This window comes from Cytobacillus sp. (assembly GCF_964223445.1).
Classification (GTDB): domain Bacteria; phylum Bacillota; class Bacilli; order Bacillales; family Cytobacillaceae; genus Cytobacillus.
On record NZ_CAXQGS010000146.1, the window covers coordinates 48,740 to 68,837 of the forward strand.

Annotated in this window: 32 protein-coding genes; all 32 read left to right on the plus strand. The window is 40.5% G+C overall.

Going from position 1 to position 20,098, the window contains the following annotated elements; all coding sequences use genetic code 11:
• Positions 1-25: 25 nt before the first annotated feature.
• Entirely contained in the window at positions 26-211 is a 186-nt protein-coding gene (locus ACEQ1T_RS25015) for a hypothetical protein (RefSeq protein ID WP_370225264.1), read from the plus strand.
• Between the two features lie 144 nt (positions 212-355).
• Positions 356-508 carry a hypothetical protein gene (locus tag ACEQ1T_RS25020; RefSeq protein ID WP_370225265.1) on the plus strand — a complete coding sequence of 51 codons (153 nt, stop codon included), beginning with the start codon at positions 356-358 and terminating at the stop codon, positions 506-508.
• A 365-nt stretch (positions 509-873) separates the two neighbouring features.
• Positions 874-1,152: a hypothetical protein gene (locus ACEQ1T_RS25025; protein ID WP_370225266.1), complete on the plus strand. Its 279-nt coding sequence runs from the start codon at positions 874-876 to the stop codon at positions 1,150-1,152.
• A 58-nt stretch (positions 1,153-1,210) separates the two neighbouring features.
• Positions 1,211-1,432 carry a hypothetical protein gene (locus ACEQ1T_RS25030; protein WP_370225267.1) on the plus strand — a complete coding sequence of 74 codons (222 nt, stop codon included), beginning with the start codon at positions 1,211-1,213 and terminating at the stop codon, positions 1,430-1,432.
• A gap of 16 nt (positions 1,433-1,448) precedes the next feature.
• Positions 1,449-1,679 carry a hypothetical protein gene (locus ACEQ1T_RS25035; RefSeq protein ID WP_370225269.1) on the plus strand — a complete coding sequence of 77 codons (231 nt, stop codon included), beginning with the start codon at positions 1,449-1,451 and terminating at the stop codon, positions 1,677-1,679.
• A gap of 282 nt (positions 1,680-1,961) precedes the next feature.
• Entirely contained in the window at positions 1,962-2,483 is a 522-nt protein-coding gene (locus ACEQ1T_RS25040) for a tyrosine-type recombinase/integrase (protein WP_370225319.1), read from the plus strand.
• A 24-nt stretch (positions 2,484-2,507) separates the two neighbouring features.
• Positions 2,508-2,684, plus strand: a complete 177-nt coding sequence (locus ACEQ1T_RS25045; RefSeq protein WP_370225270.1) for a hypothetical protein — start codon at positions 2,508-2,510, stop codon at positions 2,682-2,684.
• A gap of 57 nt (positions 2,685-2,741) precedes the next feature.
• Positions 2,742-3,206, plus strand: coding sequence for a DNA-binding response regulator (locus tag ACEQ1T_RS25050; RefSeq protein ID WP_197205748.1), 465 nt, complete (start codon positions 2,742-2,744; stop codon positions 3,204-3,206).
• A gap of 133 nt (positions 3,207-3,339) precedes the next feature.
• Positions 3,340-3,648 (plus strand): hypothetical protein, encoded by a 309-nt coding sequence (locus ACEQ1T_RS25055; RefSeq protein ID WP_370225271.1) that lies wholly within the window; start codon positions 3,340-3,342, stop codon positions 3,646-3,648.
• Positions 3,649-3,717: 69 nt separating this feature from the next.
• Positions 3,718-4,527, plus strand: coding sequence for a terminase small subunit (locus ACEQ1T_RS25060; RefSeq protein ID WP_370225272.1), 810 nt, complete (start codon positions 3,718-3,720; stop codon positions 4,525-4,527).
• Complete coding sequence (locus ACEQ1T_RS25065; protein WP_370225274.1) at positions 4,527-5,729, plus strand: PBSX family phage terminase large subunit; 1,203 nt, start codon at positions 4,527-4,529, stop codon at positions 5,727-5,729. Before ACEQ1T_RS25060 ends, ACEQ1T_RS25065 begins: the two co-directional genes overlap by 1 nt.
• Before the next feature lie 4 nt (positions 5,730-5,733).
• Positions 5,734-7,104 carry a phage portal protein gene (locus ACEQ1T_RS25070; RefSeq protein ID WP_370225275.1) on the plus strand — a complete coding sequence of 457 codons (1,371 nt, stop codon included), beginning with the start codon at positions 5,734-5,736 and terminating at the stop codon, positions 7,102-7,104.
• Positions 7,094-8,005 carry a phage minor head protein gene (locus ACEQ1T_RS25075; protein ID WP_370225276.1) on the plus strand — a complete coding sequence of 304 codons (912 nt, stop codon included), beginning with the start codon at positions 7,094-7,096 and terminating at the stop codon, positions 8,003-8,005. Before ACEQ1T_RS25070 ends, ACEQ1T_RS25075 begins: the two co-directional genes overlap by 11 nt.
• 112 nt (positions 8,006-8,117) lie before the next feature.
• Positions 8,118-8,306, plus strand: a complete 189-nt coding sequence (locus ACEQ1T_RS25080; RefSeq protein WP_370225278.1) for a ribosomal-processing cysteine protease Prp — start codon at positions 8,118-8,120, stop codon at positions 8,304-8,306.
• Positions 8,307-8,379: 73 nt separating this feature from the next.
• Complete coding sequence (locus ACEQ1T_RS25085) at positions 8,380-9,012, plus strand: DUF4355 domain-containing protein (RefSeq protein WP_370225279.1); 633 nt, start codon at positions 8,380-8,382, stop codon at positions 9,010-9,012.
• 13 nt (positions 9,013-9,025) lie between these two features.
• Positions 9,026-9,976, plus strand: a complete 951-nt coding sequence (locus ACEQ1T_RS25090) for a phage major capsid protein (RefSeq protein ID WP_370225280.1) — start codon at positions 9,026-9,028, stop codon at positions 9,974-9,976.
• Positions 9,977-10,021: 45 nt separating this feature from the next.
• Positions 10,022-10,174, plus strand: a complete 153-nt coding sequence (locus ACEQ1T_RS25095) for a hypothetical protein (protein WP_370225281.1) — start codon at positions 10,022-10,024, stop codon at positions 10,172-10,174.
• 49 nt (positions 10,175-10,223) lie between these two features.
• Positions 10,224-10,499, plus strand: a complete 276-nt coding sequence (locus ACEQ1T_RS25100; RefSeq protein ID WP_370225282.1) for a hypothetical protein — start codon at positions 10,224-10,226, stop codon at positions 10,497-10,499.
• 4 nt (positions 10,500-10,503) lie between these two features.
• Complete coding sequence (locus ACEQ1T_RS25105; protein ID WP_370225284.1) at positions 10,504-11,007, plus strand: hypothetical protein; 504 nt, start codon at positions 10,504-10,506, stop codon at positions 11,005-11,007.
• Positions 11,004-11,351: a hypothetical protein gene (locus tag ACEQ1T_RS25110; protein WP_071159583.1), complete on the plus strand. Its 348-nt coding sequence runs from the start codon at positions 11,004-11,006 to the stop codon at positions 11,349-11,351. The genes ACEQ1T_RS25105 and ACEQ1T_RS25110 overlap by 4 nt, the downstream gene beginning before the upstream one ends.
• Positions 11,344-11,814 (plus strand): hypothetical protein, encoded by a 471-nt coding sequence (locus ACEQ1T_RS25115; RefSeq protein WP_370225285.1) that lies wholly within the window; start codon positions 11,344-11,346, stop codon positions 11,812-11,814. The genes ACEQ1T_RS25110 and ACEQ1T_RS25115 overlap by 8 nt, the downstream gene beginning before the upstream one ends.
• 11 nt (positions 11,815-11,825) lie before the next feature.
• A complete protein-coding gene (locus tag ACEQ1T_RS25120; RefSeq protein ID WP_370225286.1) occupies positions 11,826-12,836 on the plus strand; it encodes a DUF3383 family protein in 1,011 nt (336 codons plus the stop codon).
• 16 nt (positions 12,837-12,852) lie between these two features.
• Complete coding sequence (locus ACEQ1T_RS25125; RefSeq protein ID WP_009336245.1) at positions 12,853-13,254, plus strand: hypothetical protein; 402 nt, start codon at positions 12,853-12,855, stop codon at positions 13,252-13,254.
• A 96-nt stretch (positions 13,255-13,350) separates the two neighbouring features.
• Positions 13,351-13,623, plus strand: coding sequence for a hypothetical protein (locus ACEQ1T_RS25130; protein ID WP_370225287.1), 273 nt, complete (start codon positions 13,351-13,353; stop codon positions 13,621-13,623).
• 178 nt (positions 13,624-13,801) lie between these two features.
• On the plus strand, positions 13,802-15,844 hold the full coding sequence (locus ACEQ1T_RS25135; protein WP_370225289.1) for a hypothetical protein: 2,043 nt from the start codon (positions 13,802-13,804) through the stop codon (positions 15,842-15,844).
• Between the two features lie 2 nt (positions 15,845-15,846).
• Positions 15,847-16,440, plus strand: coding sequence for a phage baseplate protein (locus tag ACEQ1T_RS25140; RefSeq protein WP_370225290.1), 594 nt, complete (start codon positions 15,847-15,849; stop codon positions 16,438-16,440).
• Positions 16,441-16,444: 4 nt separating this feature from the next.
• Positions 16,445-16,759 (plus strand): hypothetical protein, encoded by a 315-nt coding sequence (locus ACEQ1T_RS25145; protein WP_370225292.1) that lies wholly within the window; start codon positions 16,445-16,447, stop codon positions 16,757-16,759.
• Positions 16,756-17,556 (plus strand): hypothetical protein, encoded by an 801-nt coding sequence (locus tag ACEQ1T_RS25150; RefSeq protein WP_370225294.1) that lies wholly within the window; start codon positions 16,756-16,758, stop codon positions 17,554-17,556. The genes ACEQ1T_RS25145 and ACEQ1T_RS25150 overlap by 4 nt, the downstream gene beginning before the upstream one ends.
• Positions 17,553-17,933 carry a Gp138 family membrane-puncturing spike protein gene (locus ACEQ1T_RS25155; protein WP_370225296.1) on the plus strand — a complete coding sequence of 127 codons (381 nt, stop codon included), beginning with the start codon at positions 17,553-17,555 and terminating at the stop codon, positions 17,931-17,933. Before ACEQ1T_RS25150 ends, ACEQ1T_RS25155 begins: the two co-directional genes overlap by 4 nt.
• Positions 17,930-18,283, plus strand: a complete 354-nt coding sequence (locus tag ACEQ1T_RS25160) for a DUF2634 domain-containing protein (RefSeq protein ID WP_370225297.1) — start codon at positions 17,930-17,932, stop codon at positions 18,281-18,283. Before ACEQ1T_RS25155 ends, ACEQ1T_RS25160 begins: the two co-directional genes overlap by 4 nt.
• Positions 18,276-19,457, plus strand: a complete 1,182-nt coding sequence (locus ACEQ1T_RS25165) for a baseplate J/gp47 family protein (protein WP_370225299.1) — start codon at positions 18,276-18,278, stop codon at positions 19,455-19,457. Before ACEQ1T_RS25160 ends, ACEQ1T_RS25165 begins: the two co-directional genes overlap by 8 nt.
• Positions 19,450-20,091: a hypothetical protein gene (locus ACEQ1T_RS25170; RefSeq protein ID WP_370225300.1), complete on the plus strand. Its 642-nt coding sequence runs from the start codon at positions 19,450-19,452 to the stop codon at positions 20,089-20,091. The genes ACEQ1T_RS25165 and ACEQ1T_RS25170 overlap by 8 nt, the downstream gene beginning before the upstream one ends.
• The last annotated feature ends 7 nt before the right edge of the window (positions 20,092-20,098 follow it).

The window sequence follows — 20,098 nt, forward strand, 5'->3', positions numbered from 1 at the left end:
AAACGTTAATTAAGGAGGACTGAATATGATAACTAAACAAAAAAGTGAATTAGCTGATTTACTACAAAATCTTTCAAATGCTTTAAGCGACAGAGAAGGTAGAAATGAAATTCATTTAGATAATGATAATTACATTAATGGTGTTAAAAAGGCTATTCCAGAAATGGAAAAAGCTTTAAATGCAATTAAAGCTTATATAGAGAAAGTATGAAACACGATAAGCATTGTGTTGCGAGCAAGGACCTAATCTAGTTGGATGTGGTTTGTGGAGGACTGACCTTGCTCGTGAAGGTAGTTTGTCCAGGATGAATTGGCTTATGCATTCTCGACAAATATAGTGCAATAAGGGGTTGAGATGATGAAACCTGTAAAATTCGATGATATTTATAGCGGTATGAAACTATGGGATAACGAAAATAAGCGTTGGCAAAAGGTTTTTAGGGTTTATATTTGGGAGGAAATTTTAAAGAATAACCCTAATAAATTCTATGCTAAAAAGCCTAAGTAGTAGCGAACAATCCGAAGGAGAAAAGATGATGTTTAAGAATTGGAAATGTAAAATGCTTGGGCATAAAAAGTCTAATATATCAAAGTCTTGGTTATGGAATAGTGTCGAGTTCAACTGTATTAGATGTGGTCATAAGTGGATTAAGTAATGTCAATTTCCGAAACCATAAAGCGACATAGGAGGTAGTTAATGCTGAAGCTAAAGCAGTATTTTTGTAAACATAATTACGTTACTATCGCTCAACATAAATCAACACAATCAAACTTATGGGAATGTGATAAATGTGGAGTTTATTACATTCAACATTATGGGATTAACTTAGGTTATAAATGCAAAGTGCCAAACATAGGAGGATGGGAAAAATTATGAAAGATGCATGGGTTTTAAGATTGCGAGAAGAATCAAAGGAAGAAGATATGAAAGGTGATTACTACCTTGAAGCAGATGGCGAGGAACTTGACTGGCTTACTCAAGATTTAAGCAAAGCTTTAATAATTGAGAATAAAGAATCACATATAGAAAATTTGAAGATACATGAACAGTTGATTCACGAAAGGTATGGCAAGGATGCCATTTGTAATTTCGGCTACACAAACATAATGAAACATTTTGAATTTGTGGAAGTTGAGTTAGAAACCGTTTAATGCGCATTCCGAACATTTAGCGAAACAAAATGATAGTTCAGTTGATTAGGAGGGAACCATGGCACGCTATATTGTTTGCTCCAGTCATATGAAAGCATCGAAAACCAAAGGTGACTTCCCCGAAATCTTTTACAACTATATTGCAAATGATTCAAATATAGGTTGGCATTATTCGCTCACTGCTGATCGTGAACAAGCCTATATATTTGATGAATTTGAATGGAAAGATGCTGAGTTTATAGCCGGTTGTTGGGGGATGCAGATAAAAGAATTGAATTAATTAGGAGGGTAAGAGGTTGGCTAATTTAGAAGGAATGAAAATGAAGTTTACTGTTTTGAAAAACGATGACATAAATCGATATTTAGATGAAAAGGCAAAGATTGAATTAAGTGCTTCAACTGCTGCTATTCAACAATTAAGAGCAATAGAAGGTAAGAAAGAAAACACCTATTTAGTCATCAATACAGATGAACCTTATGCAAATGAAATTATAGCAATTATGAAGTCTCACGGGCATTGGGGTTAAGAAACAAAAGGTAGGAGGAGTTAATTAGCTTATCACAGAAGGAGGAGCAAAAATGAATGCTGGAGAACAATTGATGTCCGATGTTGCTGCATACATTTCTGAGTTGGTACCGGTGAATATTGAGAAGGTTAAGAACATCTGAAGTTAAGTTCAGTATCCAGGAAACTATCTGTCTTAAAAAGCTTCTTTGGCTGGTTAACGGCAGAAGAATTTCTGCAGCGTGATCCAACAACCAAGATTAAGCCACCTAAGAAAGAGAAAAGGCTCCCGAAAGCCCTGACAATTGAAGAGCTGGAATTGCTCCGGGAGTCATGTAAAACAAATCGCCAGAGAGCTTTTCTTGAAATTTTATATGCGACTGGCTGCAGGTTATCGGAAGTGCATGCACTTAATAAATTAGATATCAATTATCGCACAGCCAGTTGCCGGGTTATCGGAAAAGGCAATAAGGAAAGGGAAGTGTATTTTAGCCCGAAAGCCATGTATCATCTTCGGAAATATCTAATGAACCGGACTGATGATTCAGAAGCATTAATGGTTACAGAGAGGAAGCCATATCGCAGGCTGTCTCAAAGGGGAATCCAAAGAGAGATTGGCATTATCGCAAAGCAGGCAGGTCTCGATAAGAAAATCAGCCCACATACAATGCGGCATACATTTGCCACCCTCACATTGAATAATGGTGCTGATATTGCAGCTGTACAAGCTTTGTTGGGACATGAGGATCCGGCCACTACTCAAATTTATGCACAATTAACTGAAGAAAAGAAAAGAGATGCCCATAAGAAATATTTAGTAATGTAATTCTAAATCGGAAGGAGATAAGTCATGATTGGAAAAGTTGATGTTTGGTACATGACGGAAGAAGAGCGCCAAGCATATATCGAAAAGCATCCGATTCGGCCAGCAAAGAATGTTAAGAAGTCCGATACGACTTTCGCTAACCTCGGTACGGATTATAGATGGAGGAGCAAGAAAGGTACAGAAGCTCGTTACGGAAAATAAAAAAGCCAGGATTTCTCCCGGCCTACCCAAATTAATTTTACCATGGGAGGGTCCTGGATGAAAGAAGCTGCCAGCAAACAAATAGAATCCATTCTTAAAGATTATCATTGGATGATGAACTCTATAAAGATACTCAGGGACTCAATGAAAGATGCAGGGGAAGGGCTCACAGCTCAATATGGAGATGCAGCTGGGATGCCAAAGGCACAAGGCACCACAAGTGACCCTGTATATAGAGAGAATGTCCGCAGGGAAAGAAGATATTCGGTTATTCATAAGTACGAGGCTAAGATTTCTGTTATTCAGGATCGGATGCATCTTATAACTGATGATAGAGAAATAGAAATTCTTCATTGGTTACTTGAAGGAAAGAGCTATCGATGGATTGGCGCCCATATGGGGTTATCCTTTTCACATATTAGGAGAATACGTGAATCAATAGTAAATCAGCTTTCTCAGGAAACAAATGGCACAAATGGCACAAAAGATACAAAATTGCTAAAACATAAATCAGCTTGCTAAACTTAAAGGCAGGACGGGGAGGCGGTTACCAAGCTGCTTCCTCTATTTTTGTTTGATGATCCACCTTGCGGTGAATAATTTGCAGGAAAATATCTCCTTTTGTCGAAACTTTAAGGCGAAGGGAGTGAGCAATATGGAAAAAACAGAATACCTAAAAGGCTGGCTAAGTGGTGTTAACAAGACTTTAATAGAAAACGAAAAAGACCTAGCCAAGAAGGAAGAAAAACGTGATTATTTTATGGAATTAAAGAAGATTCAAATTGCCTGTATTGAAGAATGGCTACAAGACGACACCCTTAATCCAAAATTGAGACAAAATTTAGGCAAGGATCTCGAATTCTTAAGAGATGAAATTAACACATATGATCGCGATTTGGCTCAACTCAAACAGTTTGAAGAAGATATGAAATTTGTTAAACAAAAAATAGAACAAATGTTATAAACAAGGCAAGGCATCCTTAGGGGTGCTTTTTCTATTGCAAAAAATTAGACAGGAGGTAGGTGCCATGTAATGAGCTGGGATGAAATAAGAAAGGAATTTGAGACCTCCAAGATCACATTAAAGGCACTTGCTGAAAAACACGATGTCAAAATCGGAACTCTAAAAAGCAGAAAAAGTCGTGAAGGATGGTCAAGGGATCCAACGAAAAAGGATGCAACCAAAAAGAAAAAGGTTGCAACCCTGGAACCGGTGATTGAATCCGATGATTTAACTGATAAGCAAAAGATGTTCTGTCTTTATTACATCAAGTATTTCAATGCTACAAAGGCTTATCAGAAGGCTTATGAATGTAGCTATCTATCAGCCAAGGCGGAAGGATATAAGACCCTTGCAAAACCTTGCGTAAAAAAGGAAATCGAAAGGTTAAAAGCAGAACAGCAACATGGATTGTTTCTAGATGCCCAAGCTGTTCTCCAGAAGTACATCGATATTGCTTTTGCTGACATTACAGACTTTGTTGATTTCGGTCAAAGGGAAATGCCAGAGCTTGATCATAATGGTGAGCCGATGATTGATGAAAATGGAGATGAGATTACTTACTCATACAGTTTCGTTAATCTTAAGAACAATGATGAAGTGGATGGCACCCTGATCACTGAGGTCAAGAAAGGCAAAGATGGCGTATCCGTTAAGCTTGCTGACAAGATGAAGGCCCTGGAGTTCCTATCGAAGTACACTGATCTCCTTTCTGAGAATGATAAGAAGCGCCTGCAGGAAGAGAAGCTTCGCATGGAAATCAGCAAACTTCAAAACAATGAAGAAACGTCACAGGAAAGCCAGGTGGCTAAAATGCTTCGTAAGTTGGCAGGTGATGAGTAATGGATTTAACGCCGAAACAGCGCGAAGTATGGGATTGTTTTATAAAAGAAAAGCCTAAAATCCTAGCAGCTAGTGGAGCAAAACGTGCTGGAAAGACGTTTGTCCTCATACTGCTTTTTTTAATGCTCATCGCTCGATTTGAAGGCAAGGGATTGTCGTTTATAGTTGGCGGTTCAACTCAGGCATCGATTCGAAGAAATATCTTAAACGATATGGAAGCGATTCTGGGCAAAGAACTGAAGCTTGATAAGACAAATGCCATTAGTGTATTTGGCAATAAAGTTTATTGCTTTGATGGCGCCAATGCTGATGCCTGGAAAAAGGCAAGGGGTTTTACAGCTGCAGGAGCGCTTTTGAATGAAGGTACAGCCTTACATGACATGTTCGTCAAGGAAGTCATTTCCCGTTGCTCCTATCCAGGTGCGCAGATCTTACTTGATACGAACCCCGAGAATCCTGCCCATCCGGTTAAAACAGATATCATCGATAAAGATGGTCAGAGGCTTGATAACGGCCGATTAAATATCGTTGCATTTCATTTCACCTTGTTTGACAACATCTTTTTGGATGAAGAGTATGTGCAATCTATTGTTGCGGCTACGCCAACCGGAATGTTTACAGATCGAGATATTAATGGTCTGTGGGTAGCTGCTGAAGGAGTCATCTATAAGGACTTTAACAGGGATAAACACTATATTTCTCGTGCAAAATTCGAAAAGAAAAACATAGTTAAATATTTTGCTGGAGTTGACTGGGGCTATGAACATCATGGCTCCATTTGTGTTCTTGCAGAGGATGACATGGGTGATCTTTTCTTAATTGAAGAGCATGCCAAGCAGCATATGGAAATCGATTACTGGGTCGGTGTTGCTAAAGAAATTAAAGGCCGTTATGGCAACATTAATTTCTATTGTGACAGCGCCCGCCCAGAACATGTTCAGCGTTTTAGAAGAGAAGGGTTAAGAGCTATTGAAGCAGTAAAGAAAGTTGTTGCTGGCATCGAGGAAGTTGCCCGGCTGTTTAAGTTAGATAAATTCTTTATAGTCCAGGAGAACGTTGATCGCTTTAAGAAAGAGATTTTCCAATATGTCTGGAATGCCAATACAGGCGAGCCGGTGAAGCAGTGGGACGATGTTCTGGATGCAATTCGCTATGCGATTTATACCCATTATCAGAAGCAAATCTTAAAAGGAAAGAGGTGAAGAAATGAACACCTACAAATTTCTCCGTCTTTTTCGTGAAAGAGGAGCTGACCCAAAAACTATACAGGAAGCAATAGAAGAGTTTAAAGGCGATTTGGCTAAGCGAAGAACCTTTTATGAGCGTTATAAAGCATCTGTTCAAGGTGTACCCATATTGACTCGGCAGCCTGTTGATTATGAAGATTTTGAGACAGGGAAAGTAATGCGAATCGACAGCAAAGTGAATAATCATCTTAATAACGCTTTCGATGCTGAAATCGTTGATACCAAAGTGGGTTATATGTTTGGTCACCCCATTTCTTATGATGTTGATAGTAAGGAGGAAAACGAAAATGTGAAGTTGAAAGCCGAGCTTGAAAACTTTATCATCCGGAATAATGTAGAGGATAAAGACTCAGAGTGGGGTAAAAAGGCCGCGATTTGTGGGTATGCAGCAAGACTATGCTATATCGATAAAGACGGCAAAGAACGAATTGTGAATGTGGATCCGTGGGAAACAATCATCATTTCCGGCACAGATTTTACTGAACCAGAGTTTTCAATTAGGTTCTTTGATCTGGAAGGCAATAAGCTACAGGCTGAATTTTATGACGGCAGTCATTTTTATGTTCTGGAAACAGGAACAAGTGGATTGATGTTGAAAGAAAAGAATCCTCATACCTTTGATTATTGTCCTCTTTTTGGGTTGCCTAACAACGAAGAGTTGATGGCCGATGCAGAAAAGGTTTTCAAGCTAATCGATGCCTATGATCGGACTCTTTCTGATGCCAATAATGAGATTGAGCAGTATCGCCTGGCGTACTTGGTGTTGCGTGGGTTAGGTCTGGATGATGATGATATTAACACGTTAAAGAAAACGGGCGTTTTCGAGCTTATGGGGAAAGACGACAGTGTCAGCTATCTCACAAAAGATATCAATGACACGATGATTGAAAACCATTTGAATCGCCTGGAGCAAAATATCCTGCGCTTTGCAAAGAGTGTGAATTTTAGCGATGAGGCTTTCGGAAACAATGTTTCTGGTGTCGCCATGAAATATAAGTTAATGGCCCTTGAAAACAAATGCATCACCATGGAAAGAAAGATGACTGCTGCCTTGCGTTATCAATACAAGGTCCTCTGTAGCGCATGGGATAAAAAGGGGATTTGCAGTAAAGAGGACTATTTAAAGATCTTCACTTCTTTCAAGAGGAATATCCCGGTTAACTTACTGGAAGAAGCACAAACAGCAGTAACATTAAAAGCCACTACCTCTGAAAAGACTGCACTTGCTTCTCTTTCGATTGTTGATGATGTGGATTATGAAATCGAACAGCGGGAAAGAGAGATGGATAAAATCCCTCCTTTAAAGGATGGTGACGATAATGGATCTTGAGGAATACTCCAGGAAGCTTGAAGAATGGTCAGATAAGCAGCTGGATAAAATCGAGCGTTCCATCCGTGGGTTTTACCGTCAATTAGTCACCTTGGCTTTAGGTGAACTGGGGAAAATCTATTCTGACTTTGAAGAAGATGGTCAATTAACTTATCAAAATATGATTAAGTACAATCGACTTAAGAAATTCATAGATTCGTTGAACGAGCATGTTGATACATTGTCTCTGGAGACTCAGAAAAGCATTTCCACTCATTTAGCTGAAGCTTATGTCTATTCTTATGCCTGGATGGGTTGGGCCATAGAAAACGAGGCAAGAAAAAGCCTGAAATATACATCTTTGAAAGCTGATCAGATCCAGCGTGCTCTAAATAATCCAATTACAGGCCTAACATTATCGGAAACTCTTGAAAAAAACCGGAAAGAGATAATTTACACAATCCAGCGAGAGGTCACACAAGGCCTTGTGCGGGGTTCTACTTACAAAGATATGGCAAGTACCCTGACAACCACATTCGAAGGCGATTACGTCAAATCTATTCGTGTAGCAAGGACTGAAACCCATCGTGTTCGTGAAGCAGGCACATTGGACAGTGCAAGATATGCAAATTCTAAAGGTGTCATCATGATGAAAAAATGGCGGAACATGAAAGATAGCCGTGTCCGCAGAACATCAAAAGCAAACCATGAAAAGATGGGGCATGTGAAAATACCAGTTGACGATATGTTTGACCTTGGAAGAGGTGAAAAGGGCATTGCTCCAGGTAATACCGGTTACGCTCATCACGATATAAATTGTCGCTGCATACTTGTTTATGAAATTGATCGCATCGAGGGAAAATCAAATGAGGACCTCTCACAACAAACCTTTAAGGATTTCCAAAAAGCTATAGGAGGATGATTCTAATTGCGAATCCGAAAGCCTTTCAGTGATCGGGTAAGAACTGATGTAGAGGAAGATGAGATTGACGATTGGGAAGAGTCCTTCTTAGGTCATAAGGGAGATGATGGCAATGACAAAAATTGAGGTTGTTTTAGGGGAAGACGGATATATGAGCATTAAAGCAGAAGGGCACACAGAAAGTGTTGTATGTGCCTCGGTTTCAACTCTTCTGCAATCGTCTGTTCGCTACCTTCAAGAATTATCAGAACAATATCCAGAAGCCTTGCAAGTAATCGTTAAGGATAAACCTTGTCTTTAAGCAATAGACGTTAAAAAGGCTTATTTATTTTGCACTTGTAGGCTCGCACTATAAGGGCGTAGGAGGTATTCAAATGAAAAAGTATGATTTCCTAAAGGTAAATATTAAGCAGTTTGATAAAGGGACCATTAATTTAGAGGCTGTAAAAAAGTTTCTTGCAGATAACAAGGAAGATGAAGGCGTTAAAGCTTATCTAGGAGAACTTTCTGCCGTATCGGCTGATAAGGTGAAAGGATTCTTGGAAAGCGAAGAGGGGAAGAAGCTGATGCAGCCAAGGTTAGATAGTCACTTTACCAAAGGGCTTGAAACATGGAAGCAAAACAATCTCGAAAAGCTTATCGAAGAAGAGGTTAATAAGAGAAACCCATCTAAAACTCCGGAACAATTGGAACTCGAAAAGCTCCGGAAGGAAATTGAAGATGAGAAAAAAGCCCGGAATCGGGAATCTTTAGTCAATAAAGCCCTAAAGGTAGCGAAAGAGAAAAGCCTGCCTGATGGGATTATTGACTTTTTTATTGCCGAAGATGAGGAAAATACACTTTCCAATCTTTCGAAGTTTGAAGAGGAATACAACAAGGCTGTGCAATCAGCTGTTGCAACGAAATTTAAGGAAAGCGGAAGAATAATTGATCACGGCATGAACACAAATAATGCTGGTGGTACCGACATTGCCAAATTAGCTGGAGAAGCAAGTATTCGAAACTAGGAGGAAATTATTCATGAAAACAAATCTATTAAAAGTAAACATAAAGCAATTTGATTTTAATCCTGCAAACGTATTATTACAGGATGCAAAAACAGGAACAATACCAACAGAACAAGGCACGTTAGTATTAAAGGAGTTTATGCAAAACTCAGTGATAGCACAACTAGCAACCTATGAAGCAATGACCAAACCCAAAAAGGAGTTCACTTATCTAGCAGGCGGTCCTGGTGCATACTGGGTTGGGGAAGGTGAACGTATCCAAACGAGCAAGGCCGAATGGTTAAAAGCTACAATGGAAGCCAAAAAATTAGGGGTAATTATTCCTGTTTCAAAAGAATTCTTGAAGTTTTCTGTTTCAGATTTCTTTAATGAAGTTAAACCAATGATTTCAGAAGCATTTTATACAAAATTTGACCAAGCTGCATTGTTTGGTAACGAGTCCCCTTATACTGCTGGAACTTCTGTGTGGGAACGAATCACTGCAAGTGGTAATTCCATTGAAAGGGGATCTACTGCGAATCTTTATTCAGATTTAAATGGTCTACTTTCTTTAGTAGAAGATGGAGATAATGATCCAATCGGATTTACGACTACAAGAAAATTCCGTCAAAAATTACGTGGTGCTGTAGATGCTCAGAATAAACCAATTTTTAACGAGACTAGCACAGGAGCTCCTAATCAGGTGTTAGGGTTGCCGGTAGGATATGTCGACGGTAAAGCTTGGGATTATACAAAAGCTGAATTATTAACTGGCGATTGGAGATATGCCCGATACGGTATTCTGCAAGGTATTGAATATGCCATTAGTGAAGATGCTACCCTGACAACTATCACCTCTGATGGCGGACCAGTTAACTTATTTGAACGAGATATGTTCGCTCTGAGAGCAACGATGCATATTGGGTTTATGACGTTGAAAGATGATGCTTTTGCTGCACTTACGCCAGAGGTAGTCACACCATAATCAAGGCGGCCTAACCGGGTCGCTTTTTATTTTAGGAGGGATACAATGGGTAAAACTATTAAGATTTCTAAAGACGGTAAAGAGTTAATTGTCACTGAAAAGGCCTTTAACGTAGTTTATCAAGGATTAGGATTCAAGCCTGTATCAGATGAAAAAGCGAAAAGGACAACCAAAAAGGCTGTTCAGGATGAATCTTGATGAACTTAAGGTCAGGTTGAGAATATCGGATAATACCCAGGATGAGTTTTTGAAGTTAGCCTTGGAAGATGCAATCGATTTCGTTCAGCGCACCTGCAACCGTGACTTTTTGATTGACGGAGAACTGAAATTGCCACCCGCGGCAAAAAGCGTAGCTGCATTGTATGTCTCATACGAAATGGTTGTCAATCCGGGTATTAAGAGTGAATCCATTGCAGGTATGTCACAAACTTTTGAATCTGGTGAAGAAAGAGATAGTGCATTGCTGGCTCAATTGACTAGCGCTGGACTAAGAAGAATCCGATTCAAATCATTTGGCGGGTGATGAGATGGCAAGGATTAGAGTCACAGATAATAACCGAATTCCTGAGGTTTTGGCAGATCTATCAAGGGCTAAGGCCAAAAAGGCCAAAGTGGGTTATATCCAAAACAGCCAAATGGCTATGATTGCAGGCGTCCATGAGTTTGGAGCAAGAATCCAGGTTACTGATAAAATGCGCAGATACTTGGCATCACAGGGGCTTCACCTGAAGAAATCAACTACACATATCGTCATTCCTGAACGTTCTTTTCTTAGAACTGGGACCGATGAGAACATAGTGGCCATCGAAAATAAAGCCCAGGAGCTTATTACTGACGTTATTGAGGGAAATGTATCGCCTGAGTTGTTCTTTCAAATGCTGGGACTTGAATTGAAAGGGAAAATTCAAGAATTTGCAATTGATCTAAATAACCCGGTCAACCATCCATTCACAGTTGAAATGAAAGGCTCTTCGAATCCTTTGGTGGACAGCGGTGGCCTTATTGGCTCGATGGAGGTTGATGTGGAATGAATTTATACTCCTTCCGTCGCTTAATAAGCAAGTACAGTTCAAATGTAAACGTAATTGTCGGCAAAGGTGACGGCAGTTGGAATGAAGATGGAGAATACGTACCAGGTGATGTGGTCCCGGAGGTTAGGGAATGTGCTGTTATCCCATTTGATATGAAGACGGTTGCTCAATTAGGAGGAGCTGTTACTCAATCTGACCGTCAAATATATTCCCTTACACCTTTTAAACACGGAGATGAGATTGAGCATCAGGGTATGAAGTACAAGATCGATACATCGATTAATTTCACCCCGTTCGCTGATTTCTATCGCTATGTTGCTAAAGGGGTGAGTTCTTTTGATTAATCTTGCAAACGTTCGTCGCCCGGTTATAGCAGGTCTGAAAGGTTATACCACCCATACTGTCATTATGGCAGATTCAACAGGGAATCAGCCTGCCTATCCGTTTTATACCCTTAAGGTTACTCTAACCGGGCAAGGAATCGGACAAATCGCAGAGGAGATGGATGTAGAAATGGGCCTTTCCAGTATCGAGCAAGATACGGAAATGATTCTATCAATTACTTGCCATGCAGCAGATATCGAAGAAGCCCATGATTTGGCTTATAAGGCCCGTTCATACTTTCTAGGAAAAGGCCATATAGAGTTATCCGATCAGAACATCACGGTAGTGGATGCATTAGCAATCACGAATCGTGATGTTTTTTTAAACATTGAATATGAACGCAGATATGGCTTTGATGTCCGGCTGCGGATGCGCGGCCAAGAGTCGTTTGATGCTGAAGTTATTGAAAATATTGAGATGTAGGAGTGAGTGAAATGCCATTACAAGATGTTACTGTCACGATTGACATAAAGAACCCATCGGCGCTCATTGGCTTAGGAACTCCGTTAATCCTGGTTAATAAGGCTGGAGGAAGTCCTTATAAAGAATACAGAGACTTAGAGGCTATCAAAGTAGCCTTTGGTGAACAGTCTGAAGGTTATGAAATAGCAAAGAAGGTATTTGATCAAGGCGATACTCGTCCTGAAAAAATAGCTATTGCCACTTATGATACAACTGCAGTTGAACCTGTTACAGCAGCTTCTGTGCTTGAAGAATATTTCTACAATGATTGGTATTTTGTCATGCTGGATTCAGGAACTGTGGATGATTACAAAGCTATTAGTGATGTAGTTGAAGGTCACGGGCTGAAGATGGCTGCTCATGTTGTTGATAGTGTAGAAGATTTGGCCTTATTAAAAGTTGAGGACTATGATCGCACATTTGCCTTTCAGCATGATCAGAAAGATGAATTGCCACATGCTGCATTAATTGGCCGGATCGGCTCTCTTCCAGTTGGATCAGTGACATGGAAGTTCAAAACATTAAAGTCCGTTACCCCTCAAGACCTTACTCCTCCAAAATTGAGTGAAATCCACTTAAACGGAGGAATGGCATATGTAAGGAAAGCCGGGATTGACCAGACAAGTGAAGGCAAACTTGTGAGTGGCGAATATATTGATGTCATTCACGGCAAGGACTGGGTGAAGCTTAACATTGAACAGCAAGTGCAACTTTTGTTTGCATCAAATCCCAAAATCCCTTATACCGATAGCGGAATCGCTCAAATCGAGGGAGCTGTCCGTACAGTCTTAGAAGTGGCAGGCCAGAATGGCATTATCGCTGTTGATGATTCAGGAAAGTATTTATATACCATTTCCAGCCAGGGACGAAATGAATCCCCTGCAACTGATCGTGCAGAACGTAGGTATAGCGGACTCTATTTTGACTTTGAACTTGCTGGGGCCATTCATGAAGCGAAGATTAAAGGTGAAATTTTAGTGTAAAAAGGAGGTCTTGAGCATGGGTCATGTTGGAACATATGATGCTCGAAAAGTTACAACAACAGTAAATGGTGTATTCGTCACTGGATATGCTGACGGTACCATGGTTAAATGCTCGAAAGATAACGATAACTTCGAAGCAAGTTCATCAGCCCAGGGAGATGCGGTTGTTTCCATTAACGGTGATTCTCTTGGCACGATTGAGATCACATTGAGCCAAACATCTCCGTCCATTCCTTATTTAAATACATTAGCGAATGATCGGACTATGTTCCCGATTTGGGTGAACTCAAATAATGAAATTAAAGAGGTTACAGGCGGAACAAAAGCGATGGTTACGAAGGTACCGGATATTGAACATGGAAAAGCAGTAGCGAGCCGTGTCTATACCATAAAAGTCTTTGATTACACAGTGAAATAGAAAGGATGAGTGGGCTTCGGCTCACTCTTTTTATTTGTTATGAACAAACGACATATTACCAATCAATTAAAAAGAAGAGAATGGGAGAGAAAACAAATGGCTAAAAAAGGTGAACAACAAAAATTCGGAACTAAAAACGGTAACAAGTACATTTTCCAGCACCCTGGGCTTCGTGAAGCTATTCGCATGCGAGACACTGCAAAAAACGAGCACGGTGTTCAGCAGGGGGAGAAATTATATGAATCCCTAATGGAGCACGTTATTTTCCAGGAAGATGGCAGCAAGGTAACATTCGAACATTTTGAAGAAGTTGGTGGATTCACTGAAGTCATGTCGGCTGCAGTGAAGTTTACCTTTCAGGAAAGCTAAACCACTTCACCAATATCGCGAGAAGGTTGATTCTGAATGGTATTTTTGGAGACCGATCATGGAAGGGAAAATTTCCTACACCGAAGCTTGCACAATGACATTGGATGAAATCATGTACATCAATGCGGCATTAGACAGCCAAATTGAGCGAGTCAAAAATGCGAGAGGAGGTAATTAAATGTCCTTGCGTGATGTGTTTGTAGCAATTGGAATGGACATCGACGATGGCCCTCTCGCAGAATTAGATAGACGAATTGATGATGTGATTAGATCCATAAATGGCTTTAATCTTAATTCTATAGATAATGCTGTTGATGAAGTTGAGGATCTGAATGATGAATTCGAGGATTTAGAAAACTCAATTGAAGATGCGGCAGATCAGGTTGAGGATTTAGACAACAGTAACTTGAGCAATCTTGACAGGGAAGTTCAAAATACTGATGGCAGTATGAATATCTTCAAGAAGACAGTAATAGGTCTCGGTTCAGCACTTATGGCTTTAGGCATTGGTGCAGCCGTAAAGGAGTTCACCCAGGGAGCCATCGAAGCCGCAGCGGGTGCCCAAGCCTTACAAGCCCAGTTTGACCAGGTTTTTGGAGCAGATGCAGGGGAAGCGCAGGGAGTTGTCGAGAATCTGGGTGAATCATTCGGAATGCTCCCTAATCGGATCAAGCCTGCCTATACCCAAATGACAAGCTTGTTTAAAGGTCTGGGCTTGGAAACAGGCGACGCAATGGATGCCTCACAACGTGCTGTGTCAGCTGTAGCGGACGCTGCGGCCTTCTATGATAAATCCTTTGAAGATGCAAACAGTGCCCTTAACTCATTTATCAAAGGGAACTATGAGGGCGGGGAGGCAATTGGTCTTTTCGCAAATGAAACACAATTGGCCGGATTTGCAACAAAAGAACTCGGATTGGACTGGAAGAACCTTGGTGAAGCTGATAAGCAGCTGGCCCGTCTAACATTCGCTGAAAAGATGATGGAGTCAGCCGGTGCCACTGGACAAGCTCTTCGAGAATCGGAATCCTATGAAAACCAACTTGGTAACCTAAAACAGGCGTGGCAGGATTTTTTAGCGAAAGCCGGGGCGCCAATATTAGAACAGGCCGTTGGAGTATTATCCAAGCTTAGTGATGTCATCTCAAATGTTGATCCTGGACCATTTATGGAGTTTGTATCTGCAGGATTTGATCAGTTATCAAAAGTTAAGGATATCATCGATGCAGTCTATAACACGATTATGTCTCTTGTTTACAATACAGGAGAGATATCAGATATATGGCAGAACTTAGGTGTTCCTCCTGAGATAGCAGATGGAATTGCTAGTTTCGCTCAAAAGGTCGCCGACGGTTTCAACTATGGTAAAGATGTCATTATGCAATTTGTGAATGACGTCATTATTCCACTTATGCCGGTAGCACAAGAATTTATAGGCAATTCAATGGGAGTAATTGCAAATGTAGTCTCCACAGGAATAAATATTTTCAGTACTTTAAAAAGCATTGTTCAAGGTGTAATAGAGGGGGTTATCGTTCCTCTGTTCCCGGTGGCGCGTTCTGTGATTGAGACATCAATGAATGTTATCTCTCCTATTCTACGAATTGTAAGCAGTTTATTTTCTGGTATATCCGGAGTTATACGATTTTTAGTAGAGGAAATTATCGTTCCTTTGCTACCTCTGGCAACAACCACGATAAAAATAGCCTGGATTGTCATGAAACCTATTTTGGATGGGATGAAGTCTGCCTTTGATGCCATAGCTGATGCTGTTGAATGGGTAATTGAAAAGATTGGGGCTGTAGGAAAGGCCCTCAAGAAGTTGGATATCGGCAGTAAGATTAGCGGAGTGGTTTCGAACGTTTCTAACTTGTTACCGGGCTTTGAAGTTGGTCTTGGGCGGGTTCCTTATGATGAAATGCCTGCACTATTGCATAAGGATGAAGCGGTTCTTCCAGCAGAAGAAGCAGACGCGTTAAGGTCGGCAGGTATTTTAAAGGGAGATGGAACAAACCCATCTTTAGACTTTGGAAATGCAGGCAAATATAACACTGCTGCTACAGTTACAACAAGCACTACAACTTCCAAAGTGCATGCACCTGTTCAAATATTTGTACAAGGCGGCAATACCAACGATGAGACTGTATTTAACATCAAGGAAGCAATGGAGGAGTTTTTCAGTGATTTGAATGTCATCATTCCTCAGGTAAGGGAGGGATAGCATTGGCGGAATTAGCCGGCACAACAAAAATCAATGGCTATTTAGTTCACGTTGAAAAAGAAGATGCTGATATTGATGTTGATATCCCTACTCATAAAGTAGAGAAGGGCATTAATCTTTCAGATCATGTGGAAAGAAAGCCTGTGATTGTGAAGATTTCAGGCTTAATAATTAGGACAACCCCTGAACGTGTAGAAATCATGGTTGCTAATCTGGAGAAAATGGAAATCGAAGGACAGCTTATCACTTATGAAGGCAGGCGCATTTACAAAAACATGCTTATGAGCGGCCTAACAATTCAGGCTGATTCTAAAACGATTAATGGTTATCGATTTAGCTGCACACTTACAGAGGTTCGGATTGCTGAATCCTCTTATGTTCCTCCTAAAAGAAAAGCCGTCACTGCTCCAGTTGCTCAAGCAGGCCGAAAACAAACTGAAAACAAGAAACAATCGCCGATATACCATGTTGTAAAAAAAGGTGATACCTATTATGCCTTAGGTAAAAAATATAATATAAGATGGCAGCAACTACAGACATGGAACAAATATGATCCTCGTAAAATTCCAATTGGTGTAAAGTTGAGAGTGGGGTGAGGCAATGGATAAAGAATATATTAATATAGAAAAGCCTCTTATCCCTTATCGCTTTGAAATCGAATTGGGGGCCGAAATTTTCGAGCTTGAAATAAGGTACAACGAAATAGGAGATTATTTTACTATCGATTTAATAAAGGATGGGGAGGTTCTTGTATACGGTGAAAAAATCGTGTACGGTGAACCTCTTTTTAGTGAGATATTCGATACACGTTTCCCCGGGCCACTCATCATTCCAATTGATGAATCCGGCCAAGAAACCCGGGTTGGATATGAAAATCTAAATGTTACCGTCTTCCTGGTGGTGATAAATGAATGAGTAAGCTTTTTAAGAGAGTTGTTGAGGTCATTACCACCAATGTGAAAATGAACAATACAGACCTGGACATTGAATTTGAAATACCGTTTGACGATGATTTAGATCCAAATTTAAGTGTTGTTTCTGTCTATAATCTCTCAGCAACCACCCGTAACCAGCTAAAAAGAGGAAAGGTGTTGACAATAAACGCAGGATACATCGAAGACAAAGGATTGATTTTATCCGGATACATTGACAATACAACTTCAAAATTAGCGGGAGCCGACAGGGAGACCGTAATCAAAGTCTTGGATAGCCAGCCACTCGACAAGAAGAAGACTCTCCAAAAATCATTTAAGCCAGGAATAAAAGCTGAGCAAATTTTAAGGGATTTAGCTAAATCTCTTGGATTATCAATAGCTGTCTTGAAATTACCAAAGAACAAGGTGTATTCAAAAGGGTATGCAGTTGATGGAGAGATTGTAAAAACCATGCAAGATATATCAAAAGACTGCGGTGCTGCTTGTTATATCTCCCGTTCTAAACTGTATATTCGTTCTTTGAAGCAAGGAGATGACCATCGTTTTGTTCTAAGTAGCAAGACTGGATTAATTGGTTCGCCTGAGTACTTTGAGGAAGAAAAGGATGGCGTAACAGTTAAAGGATACAAAATAAAGTCTTTGCTCCAGTACCGAATGAATACAGGATCTATTGTTGAACTTCATGCAGTTGGGGTTAAAGCCAAGGTGCGTATTAGAAAAGGAAAACATATTTTTAAAGGTGACAGCTACTATACGGAAGTGGAGGCGATTCTTTGAGCAATGCCGGTGTCTTTTTCGACAATTTAAAAAGAACGATATTTACGAGCATCAATACTTCTATGCCGGCAAAGATCCTTTCGTTTGATGAATCATCTGGGAAAGCCAAGATTCAGCCACTATTCAAGGTTAAAGAAGTCGGCCAGGTGCCTCAGTCACTTCCACCTATAGAGAACGTCCCTACACTTAAACAGAAATATCGTGTAAATGGCGGTGCGGTTCAGACGTATTTGCCTGTTTATAGTCCTGGCGATACGGTTTTAGTGGTGTTCTGCCAAAGAGCAATTGACGATGCCCAAAGCGGTCATAATGTGTTCCCAGGCACATCACGAATGTTCAGCATTCAGGATGCTGTCATTGTGGGGGTGTTAAATTGAAAGCACTAGAGCTGGTCAATGGTGATTTAGTTTATGAAAATGGTGATTTCAAGATGATTGAGGGAGAAGACGAAATAGCTCAATGCTTGAACATCCCACTAGGAACCAACCTGAAAGAATGGTTCTTGGATGAACGTTTCGGTATCGATTTTACACTTATCTTGGGAAAATCTAATGATGAAGAGGCAAGAGCAGAGGTTTTCCGTGTTCTGTCACAAGAAGAAAGAGTGGCATCTATCGATAACCTTATCATTTCTAATGATTTCACCAACAGGATAAGAACAATTCGATATTCTGTTACCTTAATAGACGGCAGCACTCTTAGTGATGAGGTGATATTAGGTGCTTGATGCAAATGGCTTTAAAAGAAAAACTTACGATGACCTTCTAAATGATATGTCTTCGAAAACCAAAGAATTATTCGGAGCGGATGCTAATGTCTCAGAAAAAGCATTTTTAGGTATCTTGATTCGGATTATGGCATGGTTCTTATCCCTTGCCTGGATGGCAATTGAACAAGTTTACCATGCTGCATATCGAAAGTCGGCTGAAGGCGTGCAACTCGATAAATTACTTCCTTACGCTGGGATAACTAGGATTCTAGAAGAATACGCCTATGGAAAAATCACTATCAATGGTACAGCAAACCATACCGTAGAAAGTGGTTTTTTAGTTTCTACAGAAAGCGATATCACCTTCGAAACTATTGCTGGCATCACCTTAGATGTAAACGGTGTAGGCATTGTGGAAATAGTATGTACCGAAATCGGTTCGATTGGAAATGTTGAAGCAAATAGTATTACCCAGATCGTTAACCCAGATGCAAATGTTATTAGTGTTAATAATCCGGAAAGGACAAGTGGCGGCAGAGAAAAGGAAACTGATGCTGAGGCACGTGCCCGAGCTGACATCACTGTCGAAGGCATGGGGTCCGGCACCCCTGCGGCTATACGGCGGGCCTTAATGAATTTACCAAATGTAAGGGCAGCGCATGTAATTGATAACTATTCAGATGTCACAGATGCTTATGGTACTCCTTCAAGAGCCCTGCAGGCTTTTGTGCTGGGTGGAGATGACGGAGAAATTGCACATGCCATCTTAGAATCAAAGGCCGGAGGCATCCAACCGTATGGAACTACCTATATTGACGTGGCCGACCTAAGTGGAAATCTTCAATCTGTTGGTTTCACAAGAGCATCGGAAGTGAATTTACATGCGCGGGCCGTAATTTCCAAGGATTCCAGGTTTACTAATGACGGAGTGGACAAAGTGAAAAATGCCGTTGTGAGATATATCGGCGGATCAGATACTACCTCTCAATTATTTACTGGCTTGAATATGGGAGAAAAAGTGATTTTAGCAAAAGCCATGGCACACATTATGTCAGTGGAGGGAGTTACAGATGTTGAACTTTCTTTCAGTACTGATGGAGGGGAAGTCTTTCTTGAAGAAAACGTGCTGATTGATGTATTTGAGGTGGCCCAGATTAGCGCTGGTAATATTGAGGTGGTTATTAATGTTTGATTTAAAGTCCATTGTTAGTAGATTTTCCGACTACTTCAATAAGCAGCCAGACAGCAATATAAGCAAGCTCATGCGCATTTTTAGCGATGAACTGCAGTCTCTTCATCAGACAGTTAATAGAGTTGGAGACTGGCGAGATATTGATAACGCAGAAGGCTCAGCGCTCGATGATATCGGGACAAATATTAATCAACCTCGTGGTGTTGCCACTGATGAAGTGTATCGAATTTTGCTTAAGTCTAAAATCGCCAGAAATTTGTCTGACGGGAGCATCAATACAATTATCCGTGTCCTCTCGGTGGCCCTTTCAGTTCCACAAAAAGAAATAAAGATTCAAGAAAAGTGGGATGATCCACTGGAACCGGAACCTGCAGCAATTAAACTAATCGAACTGCCATTAAAAAAGATTAATGAGGCTGGTCTGGATCCTTTGAATTTCGTTCGCATAGTTCAAAAAACCGTGGCGGCTGGCGTTAAAGTCGGGGCCATTGAATTATCAGGTACCTTCGAATTTGGTGATTTATCAAATTCAATTAATTATGCCAAAGGCCTGGGTGATGTTAACGATGAAGACATCGGAGGCTATCTGGGGGCAGTTTATACACCAGGTACCGATAATGAATTGCCAATTTAGGAGGGAT

What these genes read in the sequence shown, in the direction of transcription:
- ACEQ1T_RS25135 (WP_370225289.1), top strand. Translation starts at nt 13,802, where the DNA reads ATGTCCTTGCGTGATGTGTTTGTAGCAATTGGAATGGACATCGACGAT.
- ACEQ1T_RS25150 (WP_370225294.1), top strand. Translation starts at nt 16,756, where the DNA reads ATGAGTAAGCTTTTTAAGAGAGTTGTTGAGGTCATTACCACCAATGTG.
- ACEQ1T_RS25020 (WP_370225265.1), top strand. Translation starts at nt 356, where the DNA reads ATGATGAAACCTGTAAAATTCGATGATATTTATAGCGGTATGAAACTA.
- ACEQ1T_RS25065 (WP_370225274.1), top strand. Translation starts at nt 4,527, where the DNA reads ATGGATTTAACGCCGAAACAGCGCGAAGTATGGGATTGTTTTATAAAA.
- ACEQ1T_RS25105 (WP_370225284.1), top strand. Translation starts at nt 10,504, where the DNA reads ATGGCAAGGATTAGAGTCACAGATAATAACCGAATTCCTGAGGTTTTG.
- ACEQ1T_RS25095 (WP_370225281.1), top strand. Translation starts at nt 10,022, where the DNA reads ATGGGTAAAACTATTAAGATTTCTAAAGACGGTAAAGAGTTAATTGTC.
- ACEQ1T_RS25145 (WP_370225292.1), top strand. Translation starts at nt 16,445, where the DNA reads ATGGATAAAGAATATATTAATATAGAAAAGCCTCTTATCCCTTATCGC.
- ACEQ1T_RS25075 (WP_370225276.1), top strand. Translation starts at nt 7,094, where the DNA reads ATGGATCTTGAGGAATACTCCAGGAAGCTTGAAGAATGGTCAGATAAG.
- ACEQ1T_RS25090 (WP_370225280.1), top strand. Translation starts at nt 9,026, where the DNA reads ATGAAAACAAATCTATTAAAAGTAAACATAAAGCAATTTGATTTTAAT.
- ACEQ1T_RS25125 (WP_009336245.1), top strand. Translation starts at nt 12,853, where the DNA reads ATGGGTCATGTTGGAACATATGATGCTCGAAAAGTTACAACAACAGTA.
- ACEQ1T_RS25045 (WP_370225270.1), top strand. Translation starts at nt 2,508, where the DNA reads ATGATTGGAAAAGTTGATGTTTGGTACATGACGGAAGAAGAGCGCCAA.
- ACEQ1T_RS25170 (WP_370225300.1), top strand. Translation starts at nt 19,450, where the DNA reads ATGTTTGATTTAAAGTCCATTGTTAGTAGATTTTCCGACTACTTCAAT.
- ACEQ1T_RS25055 (WP_370225271.1), top strand. Translation starts at nt 3,340, where the DNA reads ATGGAAAAAACAGAATACCTAAAAGGCTGGCTAAGTGGTGTTAACAAG.
- ACEQ1T_RS25060 (WP_370225272.1), top strand. Translation starts at nt 3,718, where the DNA reads ATGAGCTGGGATGAAATAAGAAAGGAATTTGAGACCTCCAAGATCACA.
- ACEQ1T_RS25130 (WP_370225287.1), top strand. Translation starts at nt 13,351, where the DNA reads ATGGCTAAAAAAGGTGAACAACAAAAATTCGGAACTAAAAACGGTAAC.
- ACEQ1T_RS25085 (WP_370225279.1), top strand. Translation starts at nt 8,380, where the DNA reads ATGAAAAAGTATGATTTCCTAAAGGTAAATATTAAGCAGTTTGATAAA.
- ACEQ1T_RS25080 (WP_370225278.1), top strand. Translation starts at nt 8,118, where the DNA reads ATGACAAAAATTGAGGTTGTTTTAGGGGAAGACGGATATATGAGCATT.
- ACEQ1T_RS25110 (WP_071159583.1), top strand. Translation starts at nt 11,004, where the DNA reads ATGAATTTATACTCCTTCCGTCGCTTAATAAGCAAGTACAGTTCAAAT.
- ACEQ1T_RS25120 (WP_370225286.1), top strand. Translation starts at nt 11,826, where the DNA reads ATGCCATTACAAGATGTTACTGTCACGATTGACATAAAGAACCCATCG.
- ACEQ1T_RS25025 (WP_370225266.1), top strand. Translation starts at nt 874, where the DNA reads ATGAAAGATGCATGGGTTTTAAGATTGCGAGAAGAATCAAAGGAAGAA.
- ACEQ1T_RS25050 (WP_197205748.1), top strand. Translation starts at nt 2,742, where the DNA reads ATGAAAGAAGCTGCCAGCAAACAAATAGAATCCATTCTTAAAGATTAT.
- ACEQ1T_RS25030 (WP_370225267.1), top strand. Translation starts at nt 1,211, where the DNA reads ATGGCACGCTATATTGTTTGCTCCAGTCATATGAAAGCATCGAAAACC.
- ACEQ1T_RS25015 (WP_370225264.1), top strand. Translation starts at nt 26, where the DNA reads ATGATAACTAAACAAAAAAGTGAATTAGCTGATTTACTACAAAATCTT.
- ACEQ1T_RS25070 (WP_370225275.1), top strand. Translation starts at nt 5,734, where the DNA reads ATGAACACCTACAAATTTCTCCGTCTTTTTCGTGAAAGAGGAGCTGAC.